The organism is Rhizobium lentis (genome assembly GCF_014200175.1).
GTDB lineage: Bacteria > Pseudomonadota > Alphaproteobacteria > Rhizobiales > Rhizobiaceae > Rhizobium > Rhizobium mulingense.
In genome coordinates this window covers 174,463-195,230 of sequence record NZ_JACHBD010000010.1, presented here as the reverse complement: position 1 = coordinate 195,230, position 20,768 = coordinate 174,463, and the positions used below count along the sequence as shown (strand labels likewise).

At 62.6% G+C, this 20,768-nt stretch carries 16 protein-coding genes and 1 pseudogene; 4 read left to right on the top strand and 13 right to left on the bottom strand.

What is annotated here, in order from left to right; genetic code table 11:
* The first annotated feature begins 3 nt into the window (after positions 1 to 3).
* Positions 4 to 570: a DUF6101 family protein gene (locus GGI60_RS22850; RefSeq protein WP_038687219.1), complete on the top strand. Its 567-nt coding sequence runs from the start codon at positions 4 to 6 to the stop codon at positions 568 to 570.
* 75 nt (positions 571 to 645) lie between these two features.
* Here GGI60_RS22850 and ubiA read toward each other — a convergent pair whose 3' ends face one another.
* The 5 genes from ubiA to GGI60_RS22825 form a co-directional block, all read right to left on the bottom strand.
* The gene (gene ubiA, locus GGI60_RS22845; protein WP_183918709.1) at positions 646 to 1,605 is read right to left on the bottom strand and encodes a 4-hydroxybenzoate octaprenyltransferase; all 960 of its coding nucleotides are present in this window, start codon (positions 1,603 to 1,605) and stop codon (positions 646 to 648) included.
* Positions 1,606 to 1,717: 112 nt separating this feature from the next.
* Positions 1,718 to 2,530: a MipA/OmpV family protein gene (locus GGI60_RS22840; protein ID WP_183918708.1), complete on the bottom strand. Its 813-nt coding sequence runs from the start codon at positions 2,528 to 2,530 to the stop codon at positions 1,718 to 1,720.
* Between the two features lie 306 nt (positions 2,531 to 2,836).
* Entirely contained in the window at positions 2,837 to 3,418 is a 582-nt protein-coding gene (locus tag GGI60_RS22835; RefSeq protein ID WP_183918707.1) for a histidine phosphatase family protein, read from the bottom strand.
* Positions 3,419 to 3,453: 35 nt separating this feature from the next.
* Positions 3,454 to 4,713: an SAM-dependent methyltransferase gene (locus GGI60_RS22830; RefSeq protein ID WP_183918706.1), complete on the bottom strand. Its 1,260-nt coding sequence runs from the start codon at positions 4,711 to 4,713 to the stop codon at positions 3,454 to 3,456.
* Between the two features lie 133 nt (positions 4,714 to 4,846).
* Positions 4,847 to 7,156: a Tex family protein gene (locus GGI60_RS22825; protein ID WP_183918705.1), complete on the bottom strand. Its 2,310-nt coding sequence runs from the start codon at positions 7,154 to 7,156 to the stop codon at positions 4,847 to 4,849.
* 239 nt (positions 7,157 to 7,395) lie between these two features.
* On the opposite strand from GGI60_RS22825, the gene glyS reads away from it, so the two are divergent.
* The 3 genes and pseudogenes from glyS to GGI60_RS22810 all read left to right on the top strand — a co-directional run bounded on the left by glyS (position 7,396) and on the right by GGI60_RS22810 (position 10,957).
* Positions 7,396 to 9,510, top strand: coding sequence for a glycine--tRNA ligase subunit beta (glyS, locus tag GGI60_RS22820; RefSeq protein WP_183918704.1), 2,115 nt, complete (start codon positions 7,396 to 7,398; stop codon positions 9,508 to 9,510).
* A gap of 333 nt (positions 9,511 to 9,843) precedes the next feature.
* Positions 9,844 to 10,125: pseudogene (locus tag GGI60_RS22815) on the top strand (GIY-YIG nuclease family protein).
* A 313-nt stretch (positions 10,126 to 10,438) separates the two neighbouring features.
* Positions 10,439 to 10,957 carry a DUF523 domain-containing protein gene (locus GGI60_RS22810; RefSeq protein ID WP_183918703.1) on the top strand — a complete coding sequence of 173 codons (519 nt, stop codon included), beginning with the start codon at positions 10,439 to 10,441 and terminating at the stop codon, positions 10,955 to 10,957.
* A 142-nt stretch (positions 10,958 to 11,099) separates the two neighbouring features.
* On the opposite strand, the gene GGI60_RS22805 is transcribed toward GGI60_RS22810, so the two are convergent.
* The 8 genes from GGI60_RS22805 to GGI60_RS22770 all read right to left on the bottom strand — a co-directional run bounded on the left by GGI60_RS22805 (position 11,100) and on the right by GGI60_RS22770 (position 20,542).
* Positions 11,100 to 11,561: a plant virulence effector HPE1-like domain-containing protein gene (locus GGI60_RS22805; RefSeq protein WP_183918702.1), complete on the bottom strand. Its 462-nt coding sequence runs from the start codon at positions 11,559 to 11,561 to the stop codon at positions 11,100 to 11,102.
* A gap of 105 nt (positions 11,562 to 11,666) precedes the next feature.
* On the bottom strand, positions 11,667 to 12,938 hold the full coding sequence (gene purD, locus GGI60_RS22800) for a phosphoribosylamine--glycine ligase (RefSeq protein ID WP_183918701.1): 1,272 nt from the start codon (positions 12,936 to 12,938) through the stop codon (positions 11,667 to 11,669).
* Positions 12,939 to 13,003: 65 nt separating this feature from the next.
* On the bottom strand, positions 13,004 to 14,938 hold the full coding sequence (locus GGI60_RS22795) for a DUF2207 domain-containing protein (protein ID WP_183918700.1): 1,935 nt from the start codon (positions 14,936 to 14,938) through the stop codon (positions 13,004 to 13,006).
* A gap of 38 nt (positions 14,939 to 14,976) precedes the next feature.
* Entirely contained in the window at positions 14,977 to 16,239 is a 1,263-nt protein-coding gene (locus tag GGI60_RS22790; protein WP_183918699.1) for a 3-phosphoshikimate 1-carboxyvinyltransferase, read from the bottom strand.
* 86 nt (positions 16,240 to 16,325) lie between these two features.
* Positions 16,326 to 16,877, bottom strand: coding sequence for a LemA family protein (locus GGI60_RS22785; RefSeq protein WP_183918698.1), 552 nt, complete (start codon positions 16,875 to 16,877; stop codon positions 16,326 to 16,328).
* A gap of 114 nt (positions 16,878 to 16,991) precedes the next feature.
* Positions 16,992 to 18,605, bottom strand: a complete 1,614-nt coding sequence (locus tag GGI60_RS22780) for a DUF2207 family protein (RefSeq protein ID WP_409527273.1) — start codon at positions 18,603 to 18,605, stop codon at positions 16,992 to 16,994.
* 432 nt (positions 18,606 to 19,037) lie between these two features.
* Positions 19,038 to 19,589, bottom strand: a complete 552-nt coding sequence (locus GGI60_RS22775) for an AAA family ATPase (protein WP_183918697.1) — start codon at positions 19,587 to 19,589, stop codon at positions 19,038 to 19,040.
* A complete protein-coding gene (locus GGI60_RS22770) occupies positions 19,586 to 20,542 on the bottom strand; it encodes a glycine--tRNA ligase subunit alpha (protein WP_064827045.1) in 957 nt (318 codons plus the stop codon). The genes GGI60_RS22775 and GGI60_RS22770 overlap by 4 nt, the downstream gene beginning before the upstream one ends.
* Between the last annotated feature and the right edge of the window lie 226 nt (positions 20,543 to 20,768).

The window sequence follows — 20,768 nt, the reverse complement described above, 5'->3', positions numbered from 1 at the left end:
GAAATGAACAATCCCGTTTTGAAGCCCGCTTGGGCTGGCACGACGCTGCGTCTCGATCCGTCCCGCTTCCCGCAGCAGGTCAGCTACGCCATCCATGATTGTTCGGATGACGTCAGCATCACCATAGACGAACGCGGCGCGGTCCTGCGCAAAGTCCTTCCCTCCAGCGGCCTGCCGCTCTCGATTGCCCTGCCGAAGCGTGTCTTCAAGGGTGTCGCCGCCCGCGCCATCGACCATGGCGACGGCGAGGTGACCGTCACGCTCGAACTCCACCATGCCGACCCAGAGCTCTGCATTCCGCTGCTGGTCGCCCATGATCTCAGCGATATCGCCGCCGACTGGCGCAGCTGGTCAGAGGCCTTCCGCATTCCGATGCTCATGGTCGAGGCAGACGGCGTCGCGCGGCCGCTCGAAGATCATATCGGCGCCCTGCGCACCGGCGATCTGAAGCCGCGCCGCCGCCACTCCTACTTCGCCAATCGCCGTCCGCGCTTCCTGGTGCGCCGCACCACCGGCCAGCTCGGCGTCGCCATGCGGATCGAAGGCAAGGAAATCATCGCCCGCAACTGAGCGATATCGCGATTGCGTTTTCGCAAGCATTTGAAACCCGGCACCGGCGCCGGGTTTTGTCGTTTCGCGCTCCATTCAGGGAATGGCGAAGAGCAGCGAGACGAAGAGACCGAAGAAGATGATCAGGCCGACGCGGTTGTTCGACTGAAAGAGCGCCAGACATTGGGCGGCATCCTCGATATCGAGCCGGACGATCTGCCAGGCGAACATGCCGGCCGCGCCGAGCAGCGCCAGAAACGCGATGAGATTGGCGCCGGCAAGCGCGAAGGCCGCAAACATCAGCACCAGCGTCAGTCCGTAAAGGCCGATCAGCCACGCCCTTGTCCTGTCGCCGAAGAGGCGGGCGGTGGAGCGGACGCCGATCAACTCGTCATCCTCCTTGTCCTGATGGGCATAGATCGTGTCGTAACCGATCGTCCAGGCGACGGAGGCGGCATAAAGCAGGACGGAGGCGACCGAAATTCCGCCGAGAATACCGGCCCAGCCCATCAGCGCGCCCCAGGAGAAGGCAAGGCCGAGATAGAATTGCGGCCAGTCGGTGAAGCGTTTGGCGTAGGGGTAAAGTGCGACGATGCCAAGCGAGAGCAGGCCCAGGAAGACGGTGAACCAGTTGAACTGCAAGAGCACGAAAAGCCCGACCAGCGCCTGCAGACCGATGAAGATTTTCGCGTGGGCGCGTGTGACGCGGCCGGAGGGAAGCGGGCGCGAACGGGTGCGCGCCACCTGCATGTCGATCTCGTGATCGACGAGATCGTTGTAGGTGCAGCCGGCGCCGCGCATGGCGACGGCGCCGATGAAATAGAGGAAAAGGTGGGAAACCAGCAGGCCGCCGGAATAGACCCCTTCGTCGATCGCCGCATTGGCGGCAAGCGTCGCCGACCAGAAACACGGCCACATCAGCAGCTGCCAGCCGATGGGGCGATCCCAGCGGGCGAGCTGCGCATAGGGCCAGAGCCAGGGCGGCAGGATCCGGTAGACCCAGTTGTCGGAAGGCGCGTCGGAGACGCGATCGTTAAAATGGTCGGAGTCTTGCATGCCGCTCATCTAGCGGCGGCCCGGCGATCCGGTCAAGGAGCGATCGCCGCGGCACTTTGGTTCTTTGTTGATGCAGATCGTTCCCGGAACCGCTTCGGGCGATTACGCTGGCTCACTGCAGCGAGAAATTGAACTTGTAGGTCGCCGAGACGCCGATCAGGACCTGGTTCTTCGAGCCGCGGTCGCGCACCAGGCTGCTGTCGGCGGCGGGACCGGCCAGCCGCTTATATTCGAGGAATGAGCTTGCCGAGAGGTTTTCCGTCGCCTTCCAGGTCAGGGCCGCGCCGGCGCCGTAGGACTGGATGCCCGATGAGGGTTTGTAGGGATCGAGGCCGCTTGCCGCCGCGTGCTTGGCGTTGACGCCGTAATAGGCGTCGTAGTAGCCGCTCGTCGCAAATGTCGCGCGCGGGCCACCGGAAAGCTGCAGATCGGGCGCGATATCGGTGAAGGCATCGACGGCGAGATCGGCGACGACGCCGTCATGGGACCGAATGCCCTGGCGGACCTCGGCTCGGGCGCGAAGGAAATCGGTCGGATAGACCTCGACGAAGCCGCCGGCCTCGGCACCCCACTTGACCTTTTTCATGCCCTTCAGGTCGTGATCGTCATCGGCATCGCGCGAGGGCACGAACCTGCCGACGATGCCGGCGCGGAAGGCGCCCTTGTCGATCAGGGCGAAGGAGGGATTGTCGTTGCGCGAGGAAAAGCGCGGGCCGGCGCCCTGCCGGCCGACCGAAATCAGCGGGCTGAACTTGAACTCGTTATGCGACGCACCCTCGAATTTCGGGGCGGAAAAGCCGGCGACGCCGACGCTCAGATACCAGTCGCCCGACCAGAAATGCTGGCCGCTGTCCTGTGCGGCCGCGGGAGCGATCGATGAAAAGGCAATAAGGAAAGAGATCGATACGACTGACCGATGAAACACGTCCGCACTCCAGAAAACGCAAAAACAAAGCCGCGGAGGGCGGCGATGGCTACGTTTATCGTGAGGTCGTTACGCCAATGTTAACCACGGCGACCAAAGGGCGCTAATGAAAGTGGTGCCGTGTGGCCCCCTCATCCGACCCTTCGGGCCACCTTCTCCCCGCTGGGGAGAAGAGGGAGATTGCCGCTGCGTCAGCGACGCCATTGGATGCAGTGCCTCTTGGGCAAAAGGGTTCATTTGGCCAGTGTTGGCGCGCCTTGCTCCCTCTTCTCCCCTCGGGGAGGGGGCCACACGGCTGACGGCATCTTATCTCTGATTCCACCGGCGAATGACCGGCTCCGTCAGATCGTGTTCGTAACCGAGCACGCTGATAGAAGCCGTATCCAGTACGAAATGCGCGCCGCCTTCCGGCGGCAGTCCGAGCCAGCGGGCGGCGAGCACGCGCAGGAAATGCGAGCTGGAGAAGATCAGGATGCTGCCCGCCACCTGGCGAAGCGCCTGGATGACGGCGTCGGCACGGGCGCCGACATCGGCGGCCGTTTCGCCGTTCGGGCAGCCATCGCGAAAGAGCTGCCAGCCGGGGCGCTTCGCCAGAATCTCCTTCGTCGTGATGCCTTCATAGGCGCCGTAATCCCATTCGGCGAGATCGTCGCGGATCACTGCGCCCGATCCGAAGCCGGCGAGTGCGCAGGTCTTGCGGGCGCGTGCGGACGGACTCGACCAGATGGCGGAAAAGGAGGGGCCTGAGAGCCGCTCGGCAAGCTTGCGGGCGGCCGCCTCGCCCACTGCCGTCAGCGGAATGTCGCTGTGTCCGGTATGGCGCCCGGACCGGCTCCATTCGGTTTCACCGTGCCGGACGAGATAGATCTCGGGAAAAGCACTGCTCATCGGCATGTCCTTTCATCAGGTCCGGCCGGCGCCGCTCAGAAGGTCACCTTTTCGAGCGGCGGGCGCCTCGCCTCGAATTCCTTCAGCCTGGCTTCGTTCTCGGCGATGTAATTGCGGTTGTCCGGAACGACGAACTGGTGCTTGGCGATCTGAATCTGCAGGATGAAGAGCTCATCCCAGCGGAATCCCATTTCCGAGCCGGCGAGATAAAACTCCCACATGCGGAAGAACTGCTCGTCGTACAGCGCTACCGCTTCGGCCTTGCGCGCCACAAAACGCTCGCGCCAATGGCGCAGCGTATAGGCATAATGCATGGGCAGGATTTCGATATCCCTGACCAGCAGCCCGGCCTTTTCGAGCGGCGGCACGACTTCGCCGACCGACGGGATATAGCCGCCGGGGAAAATATACTTCTCGATGAAGGCATTGGTGCCGAAGCTCGGCTTCGGACGGCCGATCGAATGCAGCACCATGACGCCGTTGTCGTCGAGCAGATCCGAGACCTTGCGGAAGAAATTGCCGTAATTGCCGATGCCGACATGCTCGAACATCCCGACCGAGACGATGCGGTCGAACTTACGGCCATTCATGGTGCGGTAGTCCTGCAGCTCGAACCGCACGCGTTCGGCAAGACCGCGCTTTTCGGCGCGGGCGCGGGAGACCTTGAGCTGCTCTTCGCTGAGCGTAATGCCGGTGAACTCGGCGCCTTCGGTTGCCTCCGTCAGATACATGCCCATACCGCCCCAGCCGGAGCCGATCTCCAGGATGCGCTGGTTTGGCTTTAGCAGGAGCTTGGCGGCGATGTGGCGTTTCTTGGCGAGCTGGGCCTCGTCCAGGCTGATACCCGGCGGCTCGAAATAGGCGCAGGAATACTGCCAGTCCTCATCGAGAAACAGATCGAAGAGCTTTGCCGAGAGGTCGTAGTGGTGGGCGACATTGTGCTTGTTGCGATTGACCGGCAGTCGGCTCTTCAGCTGCTGCAAGGCAATACGGCCGAGGAGCAGTGCCGCCATCTTGAAATCGAAGATTTCGTTGGTGGTGTTCTGTTTCACCAGCGACAGGAAATCATAGATGTTGCCCTGTTCGATAATGAACCGGCCCTGCATGTACATTTCCCCGAGCTTCATCGTCGGGTCGTGGCGGATGGCGTCCTCGGCCTCCTGATCGGCAAGCCGGGCAACGACCAGGTCGCCGGTGCCGTCGCCGATCACGTGTGTCTCGCCATTGGCTAGGGTAAGCTTCAACGAACCCTTGCGGATGATTTGCTGGACGATCGATAAGAAAGCCGACGCCATGGACGCCTCGCAAATGTGACAGGATGGTCACACCAACTTAGGCGATCTCTTTCGCCTTACAAGCGCCGGATTCAGCACTCTGTAAAGAACGCTGCCAAACTGTTGCATTTTTGCCGAAATGGCGGCTAAGCTCTTATTTTCGCTTCATGGCTTCGGCGAGTGCTGCGCCGAATGCACCCTGGCTCTCCTGCTTGGGCGCCGCAGGCCGCCTTTCATTCTGCGGCCGGCCTCCCTGATTTCCGCGAGAATCACCGCGCGGCTGAGATGGCTGAGAACCATCGTCGCGGCGCATCGAGAGGCCGATGCGCTTGCGCTTGGCGTCAACTTCGACCACCCGAACCTTGACGACGTCGCCCGCTTTGACCACCTCATGGGGATCCTTGATGAAACGGTCGGCAAGCTGGGACACATGCACCAGCCCGTCCTGATGCACGCCGATATCGACGAAAGCGCCGAAGGCGGCGACATTGGTCACCGTGCCCTCCAGCACCATGCCGGGCTTCAGGTCGGAAATTTCGTTGACGCCCTCGGCGAAGGTTGCGGTCTTGAAGCTCGGGCGCGGGTCGCGGCCGGGCTTTTCCAGTTCCGCGATGATGTCGCGCACCGTCGGCAGGCCGAATTTCTCGTCGATAAACTGGCGTGGATCGATCGATTTCAAGACGGCACTGTCGCCCATCAGCGCGCGCAGATCGCGGCCGCAGGCGGCAACGATCTTCTTGGCCACACCATAGGCCTCCGGATGGACGGAGGAGGCGTCGAGCGGCTCCTTGCCGTTCGGGATGCGAAGGAAGCCGGCGCATTGCTCGAAGGTGCGGCCGCCGAGCCGCGCGACCTTCAGCAGATCACGACGCGTTTCGAAACGGCCCTCGCTGTCGCGGTGACGGACAATGGCGTCGGCGATCGAGGGCCCCAGGCCGGAAACGCGGGCAAGCAGCGGCGCCGACGCCGTGTTGAGATCGACCCCGACGGCGTTCACCGCATCTTCGACCACGGCATCGAGCGAACGCGACAGCTTCTGCTGGTCGACATCGTGCTGATACTGGCCGACGCCGATCGACTTCGGCTCGATCTTGACGAGTTCGGCGAGCGGATCCTGCAGACGCCGGGCAATCGAGACGGCGCCGCGCAGCGACACGTCGAGATCGGGAAACTCGGCTGCGCCCGTCGCCGAGGCGGAATAGACAGAGGCGCCGGCTTCCGAGACGATGACCTTGGTCGGCTTCGGCGCCGGCAGTTCGGCCAGCATGTCGGCCACCAGCTTTTCGGTCTCGCGGCTGCCGGTGCCGTTGCCGATCGAGATCAGCTCGACATTGTGCTTGCGGATCAGCGACGCGAGTTCGATCTGGGCACCGCGCACATCGTTCCTCGGCTGGAACGGATAGACGGTCGAGGTCGCCACCACCTTGCCGGTGCCGTCGACGACGGCGACCTTGACGCCGGTGCGGATGCCGGGATCGAGACCCATCGTCGCGCGCGAGCCGGCAGGGGCGGCAAGCAGCAGATCCTTGAGATTGCGGGCGAAGACATGGATCGCCTCCTCCTCCGCCCTCTCGCGCAGTTCGCGCATCAGATCGAGCGACAGCGACATGGACAGCTTGACGCGCCAGGTCCAGCTCGCGACCTCCATCAGCCAGCGGTCGCCGGGGCGGCTGGCACCGATCTCGTAGGCGGCGGCGATCATGCGTTCGACCGGCTTCATCGGTGAGGCGGTCTCGGCATCGGCCTCGATCGTCAGCGTCAGCACCTCCTCGTTCCAGCCGCGCAGCATGGCGAGCGCGCGGTGGCCGGGGGCGGTCGCCCAGCGTTCGGAATGGTCGAAATAATCGGAGAACTTTTCGCCCGCCGCCTGCTTGCCGTCGACGACCTTGGCCTTCAGCAGCGCGGCCTGGCGCATATGGGCGCGCAGTCTGCCGAGCAGATCGGCATTTTCGGCAATGCCTTCAGCGATGATGTCGCGCGCGCCTTCGAGCGCCGTCTTCGCATCGGCCACATCAGCGGTGACGAAGGCTTCGGCGAGCGCCGCCGGTTCCCGGCTGCGGTCGGCGAGGATCGCCTCGGCAAGCGGGCCAAGACCACGTTCGCGGGCGATTTCGGCGCGGGTGCGGCGCTTCGGCTTGTAGGGCAGATAGAGATCCTCGAGCTCGGCCTTGGTTTCGGCGCTGGCGACTTTCCCCATCAGCTCGTCGGTCATCTTGCCCTGACCGGTGATCGATTCGACGATCGCAGCGCGCCGGGCTTCGAGTTCGCGCAGATAGACCAGCCGCTCGGCGAGATTGCGCAGCTGCGTGTCATCGAGCCCGCCGGTCACTTCCTTGCGGTAACGCGCGATGAAGGGCACGGTGGCGCCCTCGTCGAGCAACTCGATGGCGGCCTTGGCCTGATCCGGCCGAGCGTTGATTTCGGCCGCAATGCGGGCTGCGAGAAAGCGGAGGTCAGCGGCCATGGGATTTCCTGTGTCGACGAAAGTTGCGGGACCATAGCGGCGAAAAGCGACAAGGCAATGCCCGACTGTGGTTTCCACAGCGGAAGTTAATGGATGGGGATCATCGGCATTGTGCCGTGGGCCCCCTCATCCGACCCTTCGCTCTCTTCCGTTTTTGCGGTTGTGCAGATGCGGCATTCTTTGATAGCAGAAGCAACGTTTTGGATCGCCCTGCCCGCGGGCGCAAGGAAAAGTGTGACATGCCAAACCTTCTTCTCGAACTCCGCTCCGAAGAGATTCCGGCCCGCATGCAGCGCAAGGCTGCCGGCGATCTGAAGAAGCTCGTCACCGATGCGCTTGTCGAAGCAGGGCTATCCTATGAAGGTGCGCGTGAATATTGGACGCCGCGGCGGCTTGCGCTCGACATTCACGGTCTGACGGCGCGCTCGGCCGATGTGCGCGAGGAGCGCAAGGGGCCGCGCACCGACGCCAATGAGAAGGCAATCGAAGGTTTCTTGCGCGGCGCCGGCCTTTCGTCGGTTTCCGAGGCGCAGGTGGTCAGCGATCCGAAGAAGGGCGATTTTTACGTCGCGGTCATCTCCAAGCCCGGCCGCGCGGCGGAAGAAATCGTCGCCGAGGTGATGCCCGGCATCATCCGCGATTTCCCCTGGCCGAAGTCGATGCGCTGGGGCAAGGCCTCCTCCAAGTCCGGCGCGCTGCGCTGGGTGCGGCCGCTGCAGTCGATCGTCTGCACCTTCGGCCCCGAGCATGAGGAGACAGTCGTCATCCCATTCGAGATCGACGGCATCACCGCCTCCAACATCACATACGGCCATCGTTTCCACGCGCCCGAGGCGATCACTGTCCGGCGCTTCGACGATTATGCGGCGAGCCTGGAAAAGGCGAAAGTCATCCTCGACGCCGAGCGGCGCAAGGACATCATCCTGCACGACGCGCGCGATATCGCCTTTGCCAACGGGCTCGAACTGGTGGAAGACGAGGGCCTGCTGGAGGAAGTCTCCGGCCTCGTCGAATGGCCGCAGGTGCTGATGGGCTCCTTCGAAGAGGATTACCTCTCCATCCCCTCGGAAATCATCCGGCTGACGATCAAGACCAACCAGAAGTGCTTCGTCACGCGCAAGCAGGGCGAAGACACGCTGTCGAACCGGTTCATCCTTGTCTCCAACATCCAGGCGCATGATGGCGGCAAGGAAATCGTCCACGGCAATGGCAAGGTTGTGCGGGCCCGGCTTTCAGACGCGCTGCATTTCTGGAAGCGCGACCAGGGCAACCTGCCGGATCTCGAGACGCTCGCCGCTTCTGCGGCAAAGTTCTGCCTCGACCTGAAGAAGCCGCTCGATCAGCGCATGGCCAAGCTCGACGCGCTCGACGTGACCTTCCATGCCAAGCTCGGCACGCAAGGCGCGCGTGTCGCCCGCATCCGGGCGCTGGCCAAGGAATTGGCTGCTGTCACCGGCGCCGATACCGCGCTCACCGATCGCGCCGCCGTGCTCGCCAAGGCCGACCTGCGCACCGAAGCCGTTGGCGAGTTCCCGGAACTGCAGGGCCTGATGGGCCGCAAATATGCGGTGCTGCAGGGCGAAAACGCCTCAGTCGCTGCAGCGATCGAAGACCACTACAAGCCGCAGGGCCCGTCCGACCGGGTGCCGGAGGACAAGGTAGCAATCACTCTGGCGCTTGCCGACAAGCTCGACACGCTGACCGGCTTCTGGGCGATCGACGAAAAGCCGACCGGCTCCAAGGACCCGTTTGCGCTGCGGCGAGCAGCCCTCGGCGTCGTCCGGATCCTGCTCGAACGAAGGGTTCGCCTGCCGCTTCTGGCGACCACGAGGGATGGCGATCTGCTCTCCTTCTTCCACGACCGTCTCAAGGTCTATCTGCGCGACCAAGGCGCACGCCACGATCTTATCGATGCTGTACTGACGCCGGATGCCGACGACCTCTTGATGGTGGCGCGTCGCGTCGAAGCGCTGACCGCCTTCATCACCTCGGAGGACGGCAAGAACCTGCTCGCCGGCACCAAGCGCGCGACACAGCTGCTCGCCGCCGAGGAAAAGAAGGGAACTGTCATCGCCGACGGCGTTTCGCCGGCGCTCCTGAAACTCGACGCCGAGACGGAACTGTTCGCCGCCATATCAAGCGCCTCGAAGGATGCGGCGGGCGCCGTGGCTGGAGAAGATTTCCGCTCGGCGATGGAAGCGCTTTCCAAGCTGCGCGGCCCGGTGGACCGCTTCTTCGATGAAGTGCTGGTCAATGACGAGGACGCCGCCATCCGCGCCAACCGCCTCGCTTTGCTCCGGCTGATCCGCGAAGCGACGGGAACGGTTGCGGATTTCTCGAAGATTTCGGGGTGAGAGCCGGCTTTCGGCTGGCCCTTAATGGAAACGCAATAGATGCGGCCATGGGTCCTCGGGTCATGCCCGAGGACGACGGAGGGCGGGGGAGCGTTGGCAGCAAGGACCGCAAGTGGGCGGTGATTTATCGGTAATGCCGCCCTTTGTGCCACGCGATCGCCGCCAAATCTGCTCGCCATTTTGCTGGATCTCCTCGATACCTCCCGCTCTTGTCGTGCCTCTGCACGCGCTCGGTCAATTCCGCCAGACGTCTCCCCTCTTGCCCGGCGCCCTCCCCACCCTCCGTCACACTCGGGCCTGACCCTGGGATCCACGACCAAGCACTCTGCCGGCATGACGGGATATGTCTACATCGTCACCAACCAGAAAATCGGTACGCTCTATATCGGCGTGACATCCGATCTGGAGCGCCGCATCTATGAACATCGTGAGGGCTGACGCCGGGCTTTGCCTGGTTATGGCTGCACCCGCCTCGCCTGGTACGAGGAGCATTGGGATATCGGCAGTGCGATCCAGCGCGAGAAGTCGTTGAAACGCTGGAACCGGCGATGGAAGATCGATCTGGTCGAGTCGATCGATCCCGAATGGGATGATCTCTATCTGACGCTGTGGTGATGCGAACGCAGTGCTTGCGGCATGGTCGTCGGGTCAGGCCCGAGGACGACGGAGGAGAGGTGTGCCGTCCTATCGAGAGTAAGGGCAATCGAGGCACACGTGCTCCGGAAAGCGAAAGAAGTGCGACGCACTATGCCGGTGCGTTTGGCGGAACTGACTCCCGCCCTCCGTCGTCCTCGGCCTTGAGCCGAGGACCCATGCCTCTGGCGATCGTTGGTGCGGTCAGGATCTTCGGGCCACCGCCGCGGAATGATCACGCAATACCAGTCGTCCAAAGCTAGCATTGTCGCCGCAGTGGCGTTATCCAAAAGGCATGCAAAACAGGATTCTCGTCAGCGCCTGTCTTATGGGGCACGCCGTCCGCTATGATGGCCGCGCGAAGCCGATAGTGCATCCGGCGATCGAGCGTTGGCTGGCCGAGGGGCGGCTGGTGACGATCTGTCCGGAAATGTCGGCGGGCATGCCGGTGCCGCGGCCGCCGGCGGAGATCGCCGGCGCGGCAACGGGCGAAGAGGTGCTGGCAGGCACGGCGCGGGTTGTCGAGATCACCGGCGGCGACGTGACGGAAGAATTCCTGCAGGCGGCGGGGAACGCCGTGGCGCTCGCAAGGCAGGCCGGCTGCCGCTATGCGCTGCTCATCGACGGCAGCCCGTCCTGCGGCTCGGCATTCATCTATGACGGCAGCTTTTCAGGTCGCAGGCTCGCCGGCCTCGGTGTGACGGCGGCGGCGCTGAAAGCGGCCGGTGTCGAAGTGTTTTCCGATCGCGAGATCGAGCGGCTGATCGAACGCGTGGCGCAGGGACCTGAAAGCGGCGCGGCCGCCGAAGGCTAGGCCGAAACAGAATGCACCCCCGCTTCTCTTCGAGGGTGCATCCGGTCCACCTGACGTGGAACCCCAACGATCGAAACCTTGATCGGGCAGGGGCAGGGAACTTTTTCTTCACGCAAATAGGACCGAAAAAGCGGGAAGGTTTTTAGAACCGCAGCTTGAATTCGGACACGTTCAGCGGCGCCGGCTGCTCGGCCATGCCGGCGGCGATCGGCCGGGCATCGCTGCCGATGACGGCGGCGGTGGCATTCATATCAATTCCGTCTGCGGCCGGGGCCGGCGAGGCGACGGCAATCATCGCCTCCGGGGTTGCCTTGCTGACGAAGAGGACGGGCGAACCGCCCATCCAGGCTTCGGTGCGATAAATCTTCTTTTCGCCGCCGACATCGCGGACCTCGGTCGCCTGGACGGCGCCGGGCTTCAATTCCGGCACCATATAATCCTTCTTGGTAATCTCGGCCTGCAGCGGCGGGCAATCGGCGCAGCTTGCGGTGACGATGCTGCCCTCGGCAGCGCGCGGCGCAGCCTTGCCAATGACCTCGATCGAGGAGGCCATTGCCGAACCCGCCATCAGCAGGATTGCCGCACCGAGGAAAATCTGACGCATGAAGGCTGCTCCGTCTCACTATGAGAGTGTTTTAACGCAGCTTTGTTTCCATCCCGTCAGGGGAAAGAGTAAAAATTTAACGAAAGCGCCGGTTTACACCTGATATCACGCCTTTTCGCGCTCGATCGCCCGCCAGCCGATGTCGCGGCGGCAGAAGCCGTTATCCCAGCGGACCTTGTCGAGCAGGGCGTAGGCGCGGTCGCGCGCCTCGGCGACCGTGCCGCCGGTCGCGGTGACGTTCAGAACGCGGCCGCCGGTCGCAACCAGCGCGCCGTCCTTCAGGCCCGTGCCGGCATGAAACACTTTCTCGCCGTCGCCAGCTTCCGGCAGGGAGAGGATCGGCGTGTTCTTCTCATAGGCGCCGGGGTAGCCCTTCGAGGCCATGACCACAGTCAGGGCCGGATCGTTGCTCCATTCGGCGCTGACCTGATCGAGGGTGCCGTTGGCGGTGGCGAGCAGCAGCGGCAGCAGGTCGCTCTTCAGTCGCATCATCAGCACCTGGCATTCGGGATCGCCGAAGCGGACATTGTATTCGATGAGCTCCGGCCCCTTCTTGGTGATCATCAGTCCGGCGAAAAACACGCCGGAAAAGGGATGGCCGCTCTCGGCCATGCCGCGGATCGTCGGTTCGATGATTTCCTTCATCGTCCGCTCGACCATCTCGGCCGTCATCACGGGCGCCGGCGAATAGGCGCCCATGCCGCCGGTATTGACGCCGGTATCGCCCTCGCCCACCCGCTTGTGGTCCTGGGCGGTCGCCAGCGGCAGCGCATGTTTTCCATCGCAGAGACAAAAGAAGCTCGCCTCCTCACCGTCGAGATAGGCTTCGACGACGACTTCGGCGCCGGCAGCGCCAAAGGCGCCCTCGAAGCAATCGTCGACGGCATCAAGCGCTTCGTCGAGCGTCATAGCCACCGTCACGCCCTTGCCGGCGGCAAGGCCGTCGGCCTTGACGACGATCGGCGCACCCTGAGAGCGAATATAGGCTTTCGCCTTCGGCGCGTTGTTGAAGCGCTGGTAGGCGCCTGTGGGGATGCCGTAGCGGGCGCAGATATCCTTGGTGAAACCCTTGGAGCCCTCGAGCTGGGCGGCTGCCGCGGAGGGGCCGAAGACCGCCAGACCATCCGCACGCAGCCGGTCAGCAAGGCCGGCGACCAGCGGCGCCTCGGGGCCGACGACGACGAAATCGATGGCCTTCTCCCGGCAGAAGGCGGCGACCGCATCATGATCGTCGATATTCACGGGCACGAGGATGGCGTGTTCGGCAATGCCGGGATTGCCGGGTGCGGCATAGAATTCGCTCATCAACGGCGATTGCGCCAGCTTCCAGGCAAGCGCATGCTCGCGTCCGCCCGATCCGATCAACAGAACCTTCATGCGCCACCCTTTCCTTTTGTCCCTGGCGGTTAAGGGCCAAGCGCCGAAAGGTCAAGCGGGAAAGCTTACCAGCCCCCGCCTCCGCCACCGCCGCCGCCCCCGCCGGAGGAGCCGCCGCCGGAAAAGCCGGAGGATGAGCTGGATGGCGGCGGCGAGGGTATCGTCGAGGCGATGGTAGACGCCATCGACGAGGAGAAACCGCCGACGCGGTCGGAAAAACTGCCGCCGTCGAAATCGCCGGAATACCAGGAGGGCGCGTAGGCTGCGGCCGCGCCGGCGGCAGCGGCCGCAAGCCAGGTCTCGAAGGTGCGCGACCAGGGCTTTTCGACGCCGAGCGCCACTGCATAGGGCAGCAGCGTCTCGAAATGCTGCGGCGACATTTGTGGGGCGCCGGCCATGTTCATCCGATCCTTCTCGGCCAGAGTCAGATATTGTCGCAGGCCGTCAATGCCGTCCATCATCCGGGCGCCGAGCGGGGTCGGCGCGCCCATGATGAAAAAATAGAGGACATTGAGCAGCACGATGCCGCCGACGGCAAAGAGCATCGGCGTCTCGTGCAGTTCCACCAACGACGAGGCAAACATCAGCACCATGATCGCCAGGATGCTGACGCCGACGAAAACACCGACCGCCGCGGCGATGACGGCCATGACCTTGGAAAACAGCGATCTGCCGTGGTGCAGCGACTTGACCAAACCGGCGACGAAGACGGCAATGAAAACCGAGATAGCGATCGGGATCAGCATGAGTGCGATCGTATCGGGCTCCAGCGAGCCGAAGACGAACAGCGCCACCAAGGCGGCCGCACTCAGCGCGACGCCGCCTGTGGTATAGCCGATGTTGGTATTATAATATTTGCCGCGATGCTCCCTCTCGATCGCCGAACGGAAGGACTGGCCGACCGTTTTCACCCGCTCGCCATTGGCCTCGTCGATCGTCAGAGTCCTGCCTTCGCCGCCTGCGACTTTCAGCAGTTCGGCTTCGCCGGCCTGGAATTTCTCTTTACCGAGCGGCTTGCCGGTGCCGCGGATGATGATCGAATCCTTGAGGTCTTCGAGCTTGACATAGCCCCGCACCGCAAGATTGAGCGCGGTTGCGGCAAGCGCCGTCCAGCCGCCGCCGGAGAAGCCCTTATTGTCGATATAGTTGACCAGCGCCGGCGAGATGCCGTCAGGCGCATCCCAGCGCGGCACGACGACGCCTCGGGCGGGGTCGCGGCCGACCTTCAGCCAGGATCTGAGGTAGTAGGCAAAAACCAGGATCAGGCCGCCGAAGCCGATGAAATAATTGCGGTTGTCCTTCAGCCACCAGGTGCTTTCCATGTCCGCGCCCGGCGGATCGATCGAGCCCTTCGGCATGCGGATCGCAAAGGTCAGGCCTTCGTTGGGCCCCAGAGGCGCGGTGGTGGAAAAGACAAGCCGGGAGCCGCTTTCGCTGACACGGGCATCCTTTCCTCTGGCGCCCTGCGGGCCGGTAAAGAAGGTCGTCTCAGTCGCGCTGACATCGGGCGGCAGGTTCACGGTTGCGGTCACTGACCGGATCGGAAAGATCCAACCATTGCCGGTGACGTTCCAGTAGAGTTCGTCGTGATCGTCGAAATAGCGGATCTGACGGTTGGTCTGGTAGGTGAAGACGTAGCGATGAAGCCCCGGCGCCACCGTCACCTCGGCCGAGCCGGCATAGATGCGGATGCCGCCTGATATTGATTCCGTGTGCCAGGGTTCGTCCGCACCGTCGCGCGTCACAGACAGCACATCAAAATCGACGCTGCGACGATGGCCGCCTGCATCGGTGAAATAGAGCGGGAAATCCCGGAAGATGCCGTGGTTGATCCGGTTGCCCTCGGCGATGACGGTGATCGTTTCCGTCACCGTCATCGCGCCGCTCTTTTCGAGCGCAATGTCGGAGGCGAAACCGTCGATCACCTCGGCCGCAAAGGCTGCCGGGGCGGCGATCATCAGGAGCAGCGCCAGGCAAAAACCGAAAAACCGACGCTCCATCCCTGTCTCCCCGCCGGCTGCCGCGGCTGCGCCTTGCTTCAATCCTTATCCCGATAGGTCACGCCAAGCGCGGCAAACGTCCGCCAATAGGCGGGGAAAGTCTTGCCGACGCAATCTGGGTCGAGAATGGTGATGCCGTCGATCTTCAGCCCGGCGAGTGCAAAGCTCATGGCGATACGGTGATCGGCAAAGGTGTCGATCGCCGCCGGCAGCGCCTGACCGGCGAGAGCAGGATCGGAATGGACGATCAGATCGTCGCCCTCCTCGACGGCCAGGCCTTCTCGGATATTGTTGAGCCCCGTGGACAGGGCGCGGATGCGGTCGCATTCCTTGACGCGCAGATTGGCGATGCCGACGAAACGAACCGGCGTCTCGTTGAAGGCGGCAAGCACGGCGATCGTCGGGACGGCATCCTGCATCTGCGAACCATCGATTACAGCGGGCAGATGCGGGAACCTGGCGATCGTCTCGTAGGCCTTGGCATCCGGCTGGGTGAAGGCATCGTTCGGCACGCCGAGATCGATCCTGCCGTTGCTCAGCACTTCAGCCGCCCAGAGATAGGTCGCGGCGGACGCATCCGGCTCGATGACGAAATCGGCGGCGCGGTAGCCGGTCGGCTCGACGCGCCAGGTGACGGGGCTTGTTTTCTCGACCTTGGCGCCGAAGGCCTGCATCGCCGCCGTGGTGAGATCGATATAGCCGAGCGCGCCGATATCCTCGCCGACGAGTTCGATGTCAACCGGACGGTCGCCGCCGGCCGCCATCATCAGCAGCGCCGAGACATATTGGCTGGACAGCCCGCCATCGATCAGGATGCGGTCGGCCTCGAAGCGGCCGGTGCCCCGGACGGTGACCGGCGGGCAGCCGGTCTCGGCACTCACATCGATGCCGAGCGCGCGCATAGCCTCGACCAGCGGGCCGATCGGGCGCTTGCGCATGTGCTCGTCGCCGTCGACGATGACGGTGCCGTCGACGAGAGCGGCCGCCGCCGTCAGGAAGCGTGTGGCCGTGCCGGCATTGCCAAGGAAGAGCGGCGCCTTCGGCGGCGCGAGCCGGCCGCTGCCGGTGACAACGAAGGTGGTGTCGTCGGGCTCGTCGATCGCAACGCCCATGGCGCGCAGCGCCTCGGCCATATAACGCGTGTCGTCGCTCTTCAGCGCGCCCGTCAGCCGGCTCGTGCCCTTGGCAAGGCCGGCGAGCAGCAGTGCGCGATTGGTGATCGACTTCGAACCCGGCGGCATGGCGCGGCCCGAAAGCGGCCCGGCAGGCGGGATGATCGTGAGTTTGGCTGTGCGTGTCATCGTTGACTCTTCCATGGAGCGACCATCACCGGCCGCAATCTGCCTTGCTCTTAATCGCTTTCTGGCGAAGGCAAAATGCCGGATCGTCAGAATTTCACGCTGGGGACGGCACGATCGGCCTCATTGGTGATTTCGAAATATTCCCGCTTGGCAAAACCGAACTGGCCGGCGACGAGATTGGAGGGGAAGCTTTCCACCTTGACGTTCAGATCGCGGGCCGCACCGTTGTAATAACGCCGCGACATCTGCAGCTCGCCTTCCATGGTTTCCAGCGCATCCTGCAGCTCGGCAAAATTCTGGTTGGCCTTGAGATCGGGATAGGCCTCGGCGAGCGCGATGACGCGGCCGAGCGCCTGGCCAAGCAGCCCCTCCGCCTGCGCCCTGCCCGCGACATCGCCGGATGGCACGGCCTGCGCTTTGTTGCGCAGCGCAACCACCTCCTCGAGCGTCGACTTTTCATGGGCGGCATAGCCTTTGACCGTCTCGATCAGGTTCGGGATCAGATCGGCGCGGCGCTTCAGCTGCACATCGATGCCCGACCAGGCTTCCTCCGCCATCTGCCGGGAGCGCACCAGGCCGTTGTAGATGAAGACGACATAGAGTGCGATGACGACGACAATAGCGAGTATCACAAACATGCAGATGGGCTCCCCGATTTGATGAACGCACGTTAGTGATTCGGCACCGCAAAGTCATCTTGGCGAAACAATTCTACAGCCGGTTTGACGAGACTTTGATGAATATCCGTATGTTTAAGGGGTTATCAGCCAATCGGGAGCATAGGCATCCATCTTCTGGCCTTCTTGCCAGAGATTGAAGCGTTCAGTCCAACGATGTTCGATGTCGAGCGCAACGGCGAAAGGCAGATAATGCTCGTAGCATTCGACCGACATTGCAGGGCCATCTATCTTGCCGCGCAAATAGCGGTTCAAAACGAGCATGTTATTGCGGATCTGCCGCTGCTTCGCCGTCGGTATGCGCAGCATCGCTAAGACGGCGATCACCCCGACAATGTGCAGCAAGATCGCCATTAGATATGGCCACTGCTCGCTGATCACCTCAGTCGTGCCGATATAGACAAGTGCAACAATCGCCATCATCGGAAGACCCACTATCAAACTCATCGCCTGTTTGAACTGCTCGAAGGTACCGGTGGCCACGGGAAACCGCTCTGGATGGCGGAACATAGCAACCACGAGAAAAACAGTGAGCAATAACCCTGAGATGGCCGCGGAAAAAAGAAAAAGGCCCGAAAAAGAGGCGACGGCAATGCCGAGAGCCAAAATCGATGCAGCAGCCGCCAAGCTCCAGCGATCTATGCCTCTGATCTTCTGATATTCCTCAGTGACTGTTCTGTGCAATTCATCCCTCACACCAGGCCGGGCATTTTTAACTCTGCGCCGATCGCCGGCAGGCCGCTCTCCTTCAATTTGGCCGAATACCAAGCGCGTCGCAGCCGGAAGAGCATACCACCTGGAACGACCCGGCTTGCCCTTCTTGCGCTCTTGCTTTGTGATTAAGTTCGAAGCCTCCGCATCCTCATCCAGGCTGGAAATGCGAAGCATTCGCTTTACTGCGAGTTGGCAGACGGACGCCAGGAAGGCCGCTTTTGCCGCATCTGCCTTCCAATTCCGGAACAAATAGGCCGCAAGAGCGGGGGATAAGTTTTGCGTTATTTTGGTGTCGACAGTTATCAATGGTGCAGGCACAAGCCAGGACGGTCGAAATTTGAGGATAGCGACCAGAGCGACGATCAGCGGCCCTAAAATGCTTATGAAGGGGAGAAAGTGATCGGAAAGCCACCACTGTATCCGCTTGCCGCTTGTTACAATCACAAAGGTCCCTGCGGGATATTCGATCTCGATATCGGGCAGGACTCTGTCCCCTTTGCCTGCTGGAATAGACACCAAGAGCTCATTCGGTGCGCTGCGCCTGACGTCATAGGCCGCCGCCCGGTCCTGTTGCGAAGGGCGCAACGTTCCGCCCGGCGGCAGCTTCAAAGTAAGCGTTTTTCTCGCTGCCTGGCCGTGCACGCGGCCCATATAGGCCGGCAGGAAGAGAATCTCGTGGTCGCCTTCCTGACGAACGAGGCGTCCGAGCCAATAAGCGATCTGGATCTTTGTAAGGCCGGTGGGCAGATCTGCAGAGCAACTTTTGCAGTGCTCCGCCCCTATATAAATCGAGCGGCCCGGCACATTATGTTCCCGGGAATAGTATTCGTCTTCTCCGTCACGCCGAGCTGCGGCAAGTTTGAAATCTCGCCAGTGAGCACGACCTGACGCATCCGTGAAACGTTGAGGGATGTCAACGTAAACGCCGCCGTAATTTGCCGCCCTCTTGACCAGGATGTCGAAACTTTCGGACACAAAAGGCGGTGCCGTCGGTGGAGACTTCGATCGTGGTGTTTGCCGACTGGACGGCGAACTCATTGTCAAAATCGCTGCACGAGGTCAGCAGAACAAGAACTGCGCATGGTGTCAGCCATGATAACAGCCGCGGCACACGGGCTGCGCAGTTTTCAAACGCGATTTTTAAATAAAGAATACCGCTCTTCAAAAGACAGACCAAATCTATACCTGATCGAAACAGCGATAAGATAGTGGTCGAGCGGTTCGCGCAAAAGGAGCGCAGGCGCGGAAGCGGTGATTTTTTCGAGGTGCTTTTACTCCGACTCTTTCGAGAAATTGACGCGGCCTGCGTCGGTCAGCAGGAAGGCTTCGCGCGGGTCTTGGCTCATCGCCAACCCCTGCAACGAGGTCAATGTTTATGCAAAGACCACGCAGGATTCCCGGCTATCGTCAAAAACCGAGATGCGCGAGAATTCGGGCCGCCGTCCCTTCCGGTGAAAGCTCCGTCGTATCAATTTCGACTGTTTGCTCAGCCAGTCCGCGCAACAGTTTATAGTTTGCCCGGAGTTGCTGCAGCTTCGCCGTATCCGTCAGCTTGAGCGCCTCCGATCGGCCGGGCGCGACGAGGCGCCTGGCATTCTCCTCCGGCGCGCAATCGAGGAGAACCGCGACCAGATCCGCGCCTCTCGCTGCCGCCAGATCTAGATAGCAGGAGAACGTCGCACGATCATCCGCGTCATCCGCAAGAGCATCGGTAAAGACGAAGCTTTCGGCCGGATCGGCCCGCACGGCATGGTCGAAAACCGCTCGCCGAACCTGCTCGCGCAGCGATGCATGCAGAGGGTTGCTGCGGGCGAAAAGAGCTTCGGCCGGATTAAGCAGCATGTGATTGTCGATGAGCCGCGCGCCGAGCCGTTTTGCCAGCAAGCGCCCGACAGTCAGCTTCCCGGTGCCTGGCCAGCCGTTGATATGGACGATACGGCTGGCCGGTTTTTGCGTCACGCCGCCTCTTTCGACAGATTGGCGCCGCCGGCATCGGTAAGCAGGAAGGCTTCGCCGCAGGCTTTGGCAAGGGTGCGCACCCGCAGAATATAGCTCTGGCGTTCGGTGACCGAGATGACGCCGCGGGCGTCGAGCAGGTTGAAGACGTGGCTGGCCTTGATGCACTGGTCATAGGCCGGGAAGACGCATTTGTGCAGGCGCTGGTTGGCGCTGTCGTCAGGCGCGCCGGCATCGAGCAGTGCCCGGCATTCCTTCTCGGCGTCGACGAAGTGACGATGCAGCATCTCGGTATTGGCGAATTCGAAATTGTGACGCGAATACTCCTGCTCGGCCTGCAGGAAGACGTCGCCATAGCTGATCTTCTCGTCGCCCTCGCGGCCGTTGAAGTTCAGATCGTAGACATTGTCGACGCCCTGGACATACATGGCAAGGCGCTCGAGACCGTAGGTCAGTTCACCGGCGACCGGCGCGCATTCGATGCCGCAGACCTGCTGGAAATAGGTGAACTGCGAGACCTCCATGCCGTCGCACCAGCATTCCCAGCCGAGACCCCAGGCGCCGAGCGTCGGGCTTTCCCAATCATCCTCGACGAAGCGGATGTCGTGCAGCAGCGGGTCGAGGCCGATCGCGGCGAGCGAGCCGAGGTAGAGCTCCTGCAGGTTGGGCGGGTTCGGCTTCAGGATGACCTGGTACTGGTAATAATGCTGCAGGCGGTTCGGGTTTTCGCCATAGCGGCCGTCGGAAGGACGCCGCGACGGCTGAACATAGGCCGCCTTCCACGGCTTCGGCCCGAGGGCGCGCAGCGTGGTGGCCGGGTGGAAGGTGCCGGCGCCGACCTCCATGTCGTAAGGCTGCAGCACCGCGCAACCCTTGTCCGCCCAGTAGCTATGCAGGGTCAGGATCAGCGCCTGGAACGAGCGCTTCGGGTTCATATGGTCTGGGATGGCTGACATGAAACGGCACCGATTGCTTAGGGATTATCGGCGCGACAGGTGCCATGGTGGGCCGCAGGGGTCAAGGGTTTTGCGGGAGGGCATGTCGAGAGACACTGCCCAAAGGCTGCCCTCACCCTAACCCTCTCCCCGCGCGCGGGGAGAGGGATGTGCCCTGCTGCGCAAGCGAGGGACGGAGAGGTCGCGGCATTATGTCCCCTTCCCCCTTCGGAACGGGGAGCAGGTG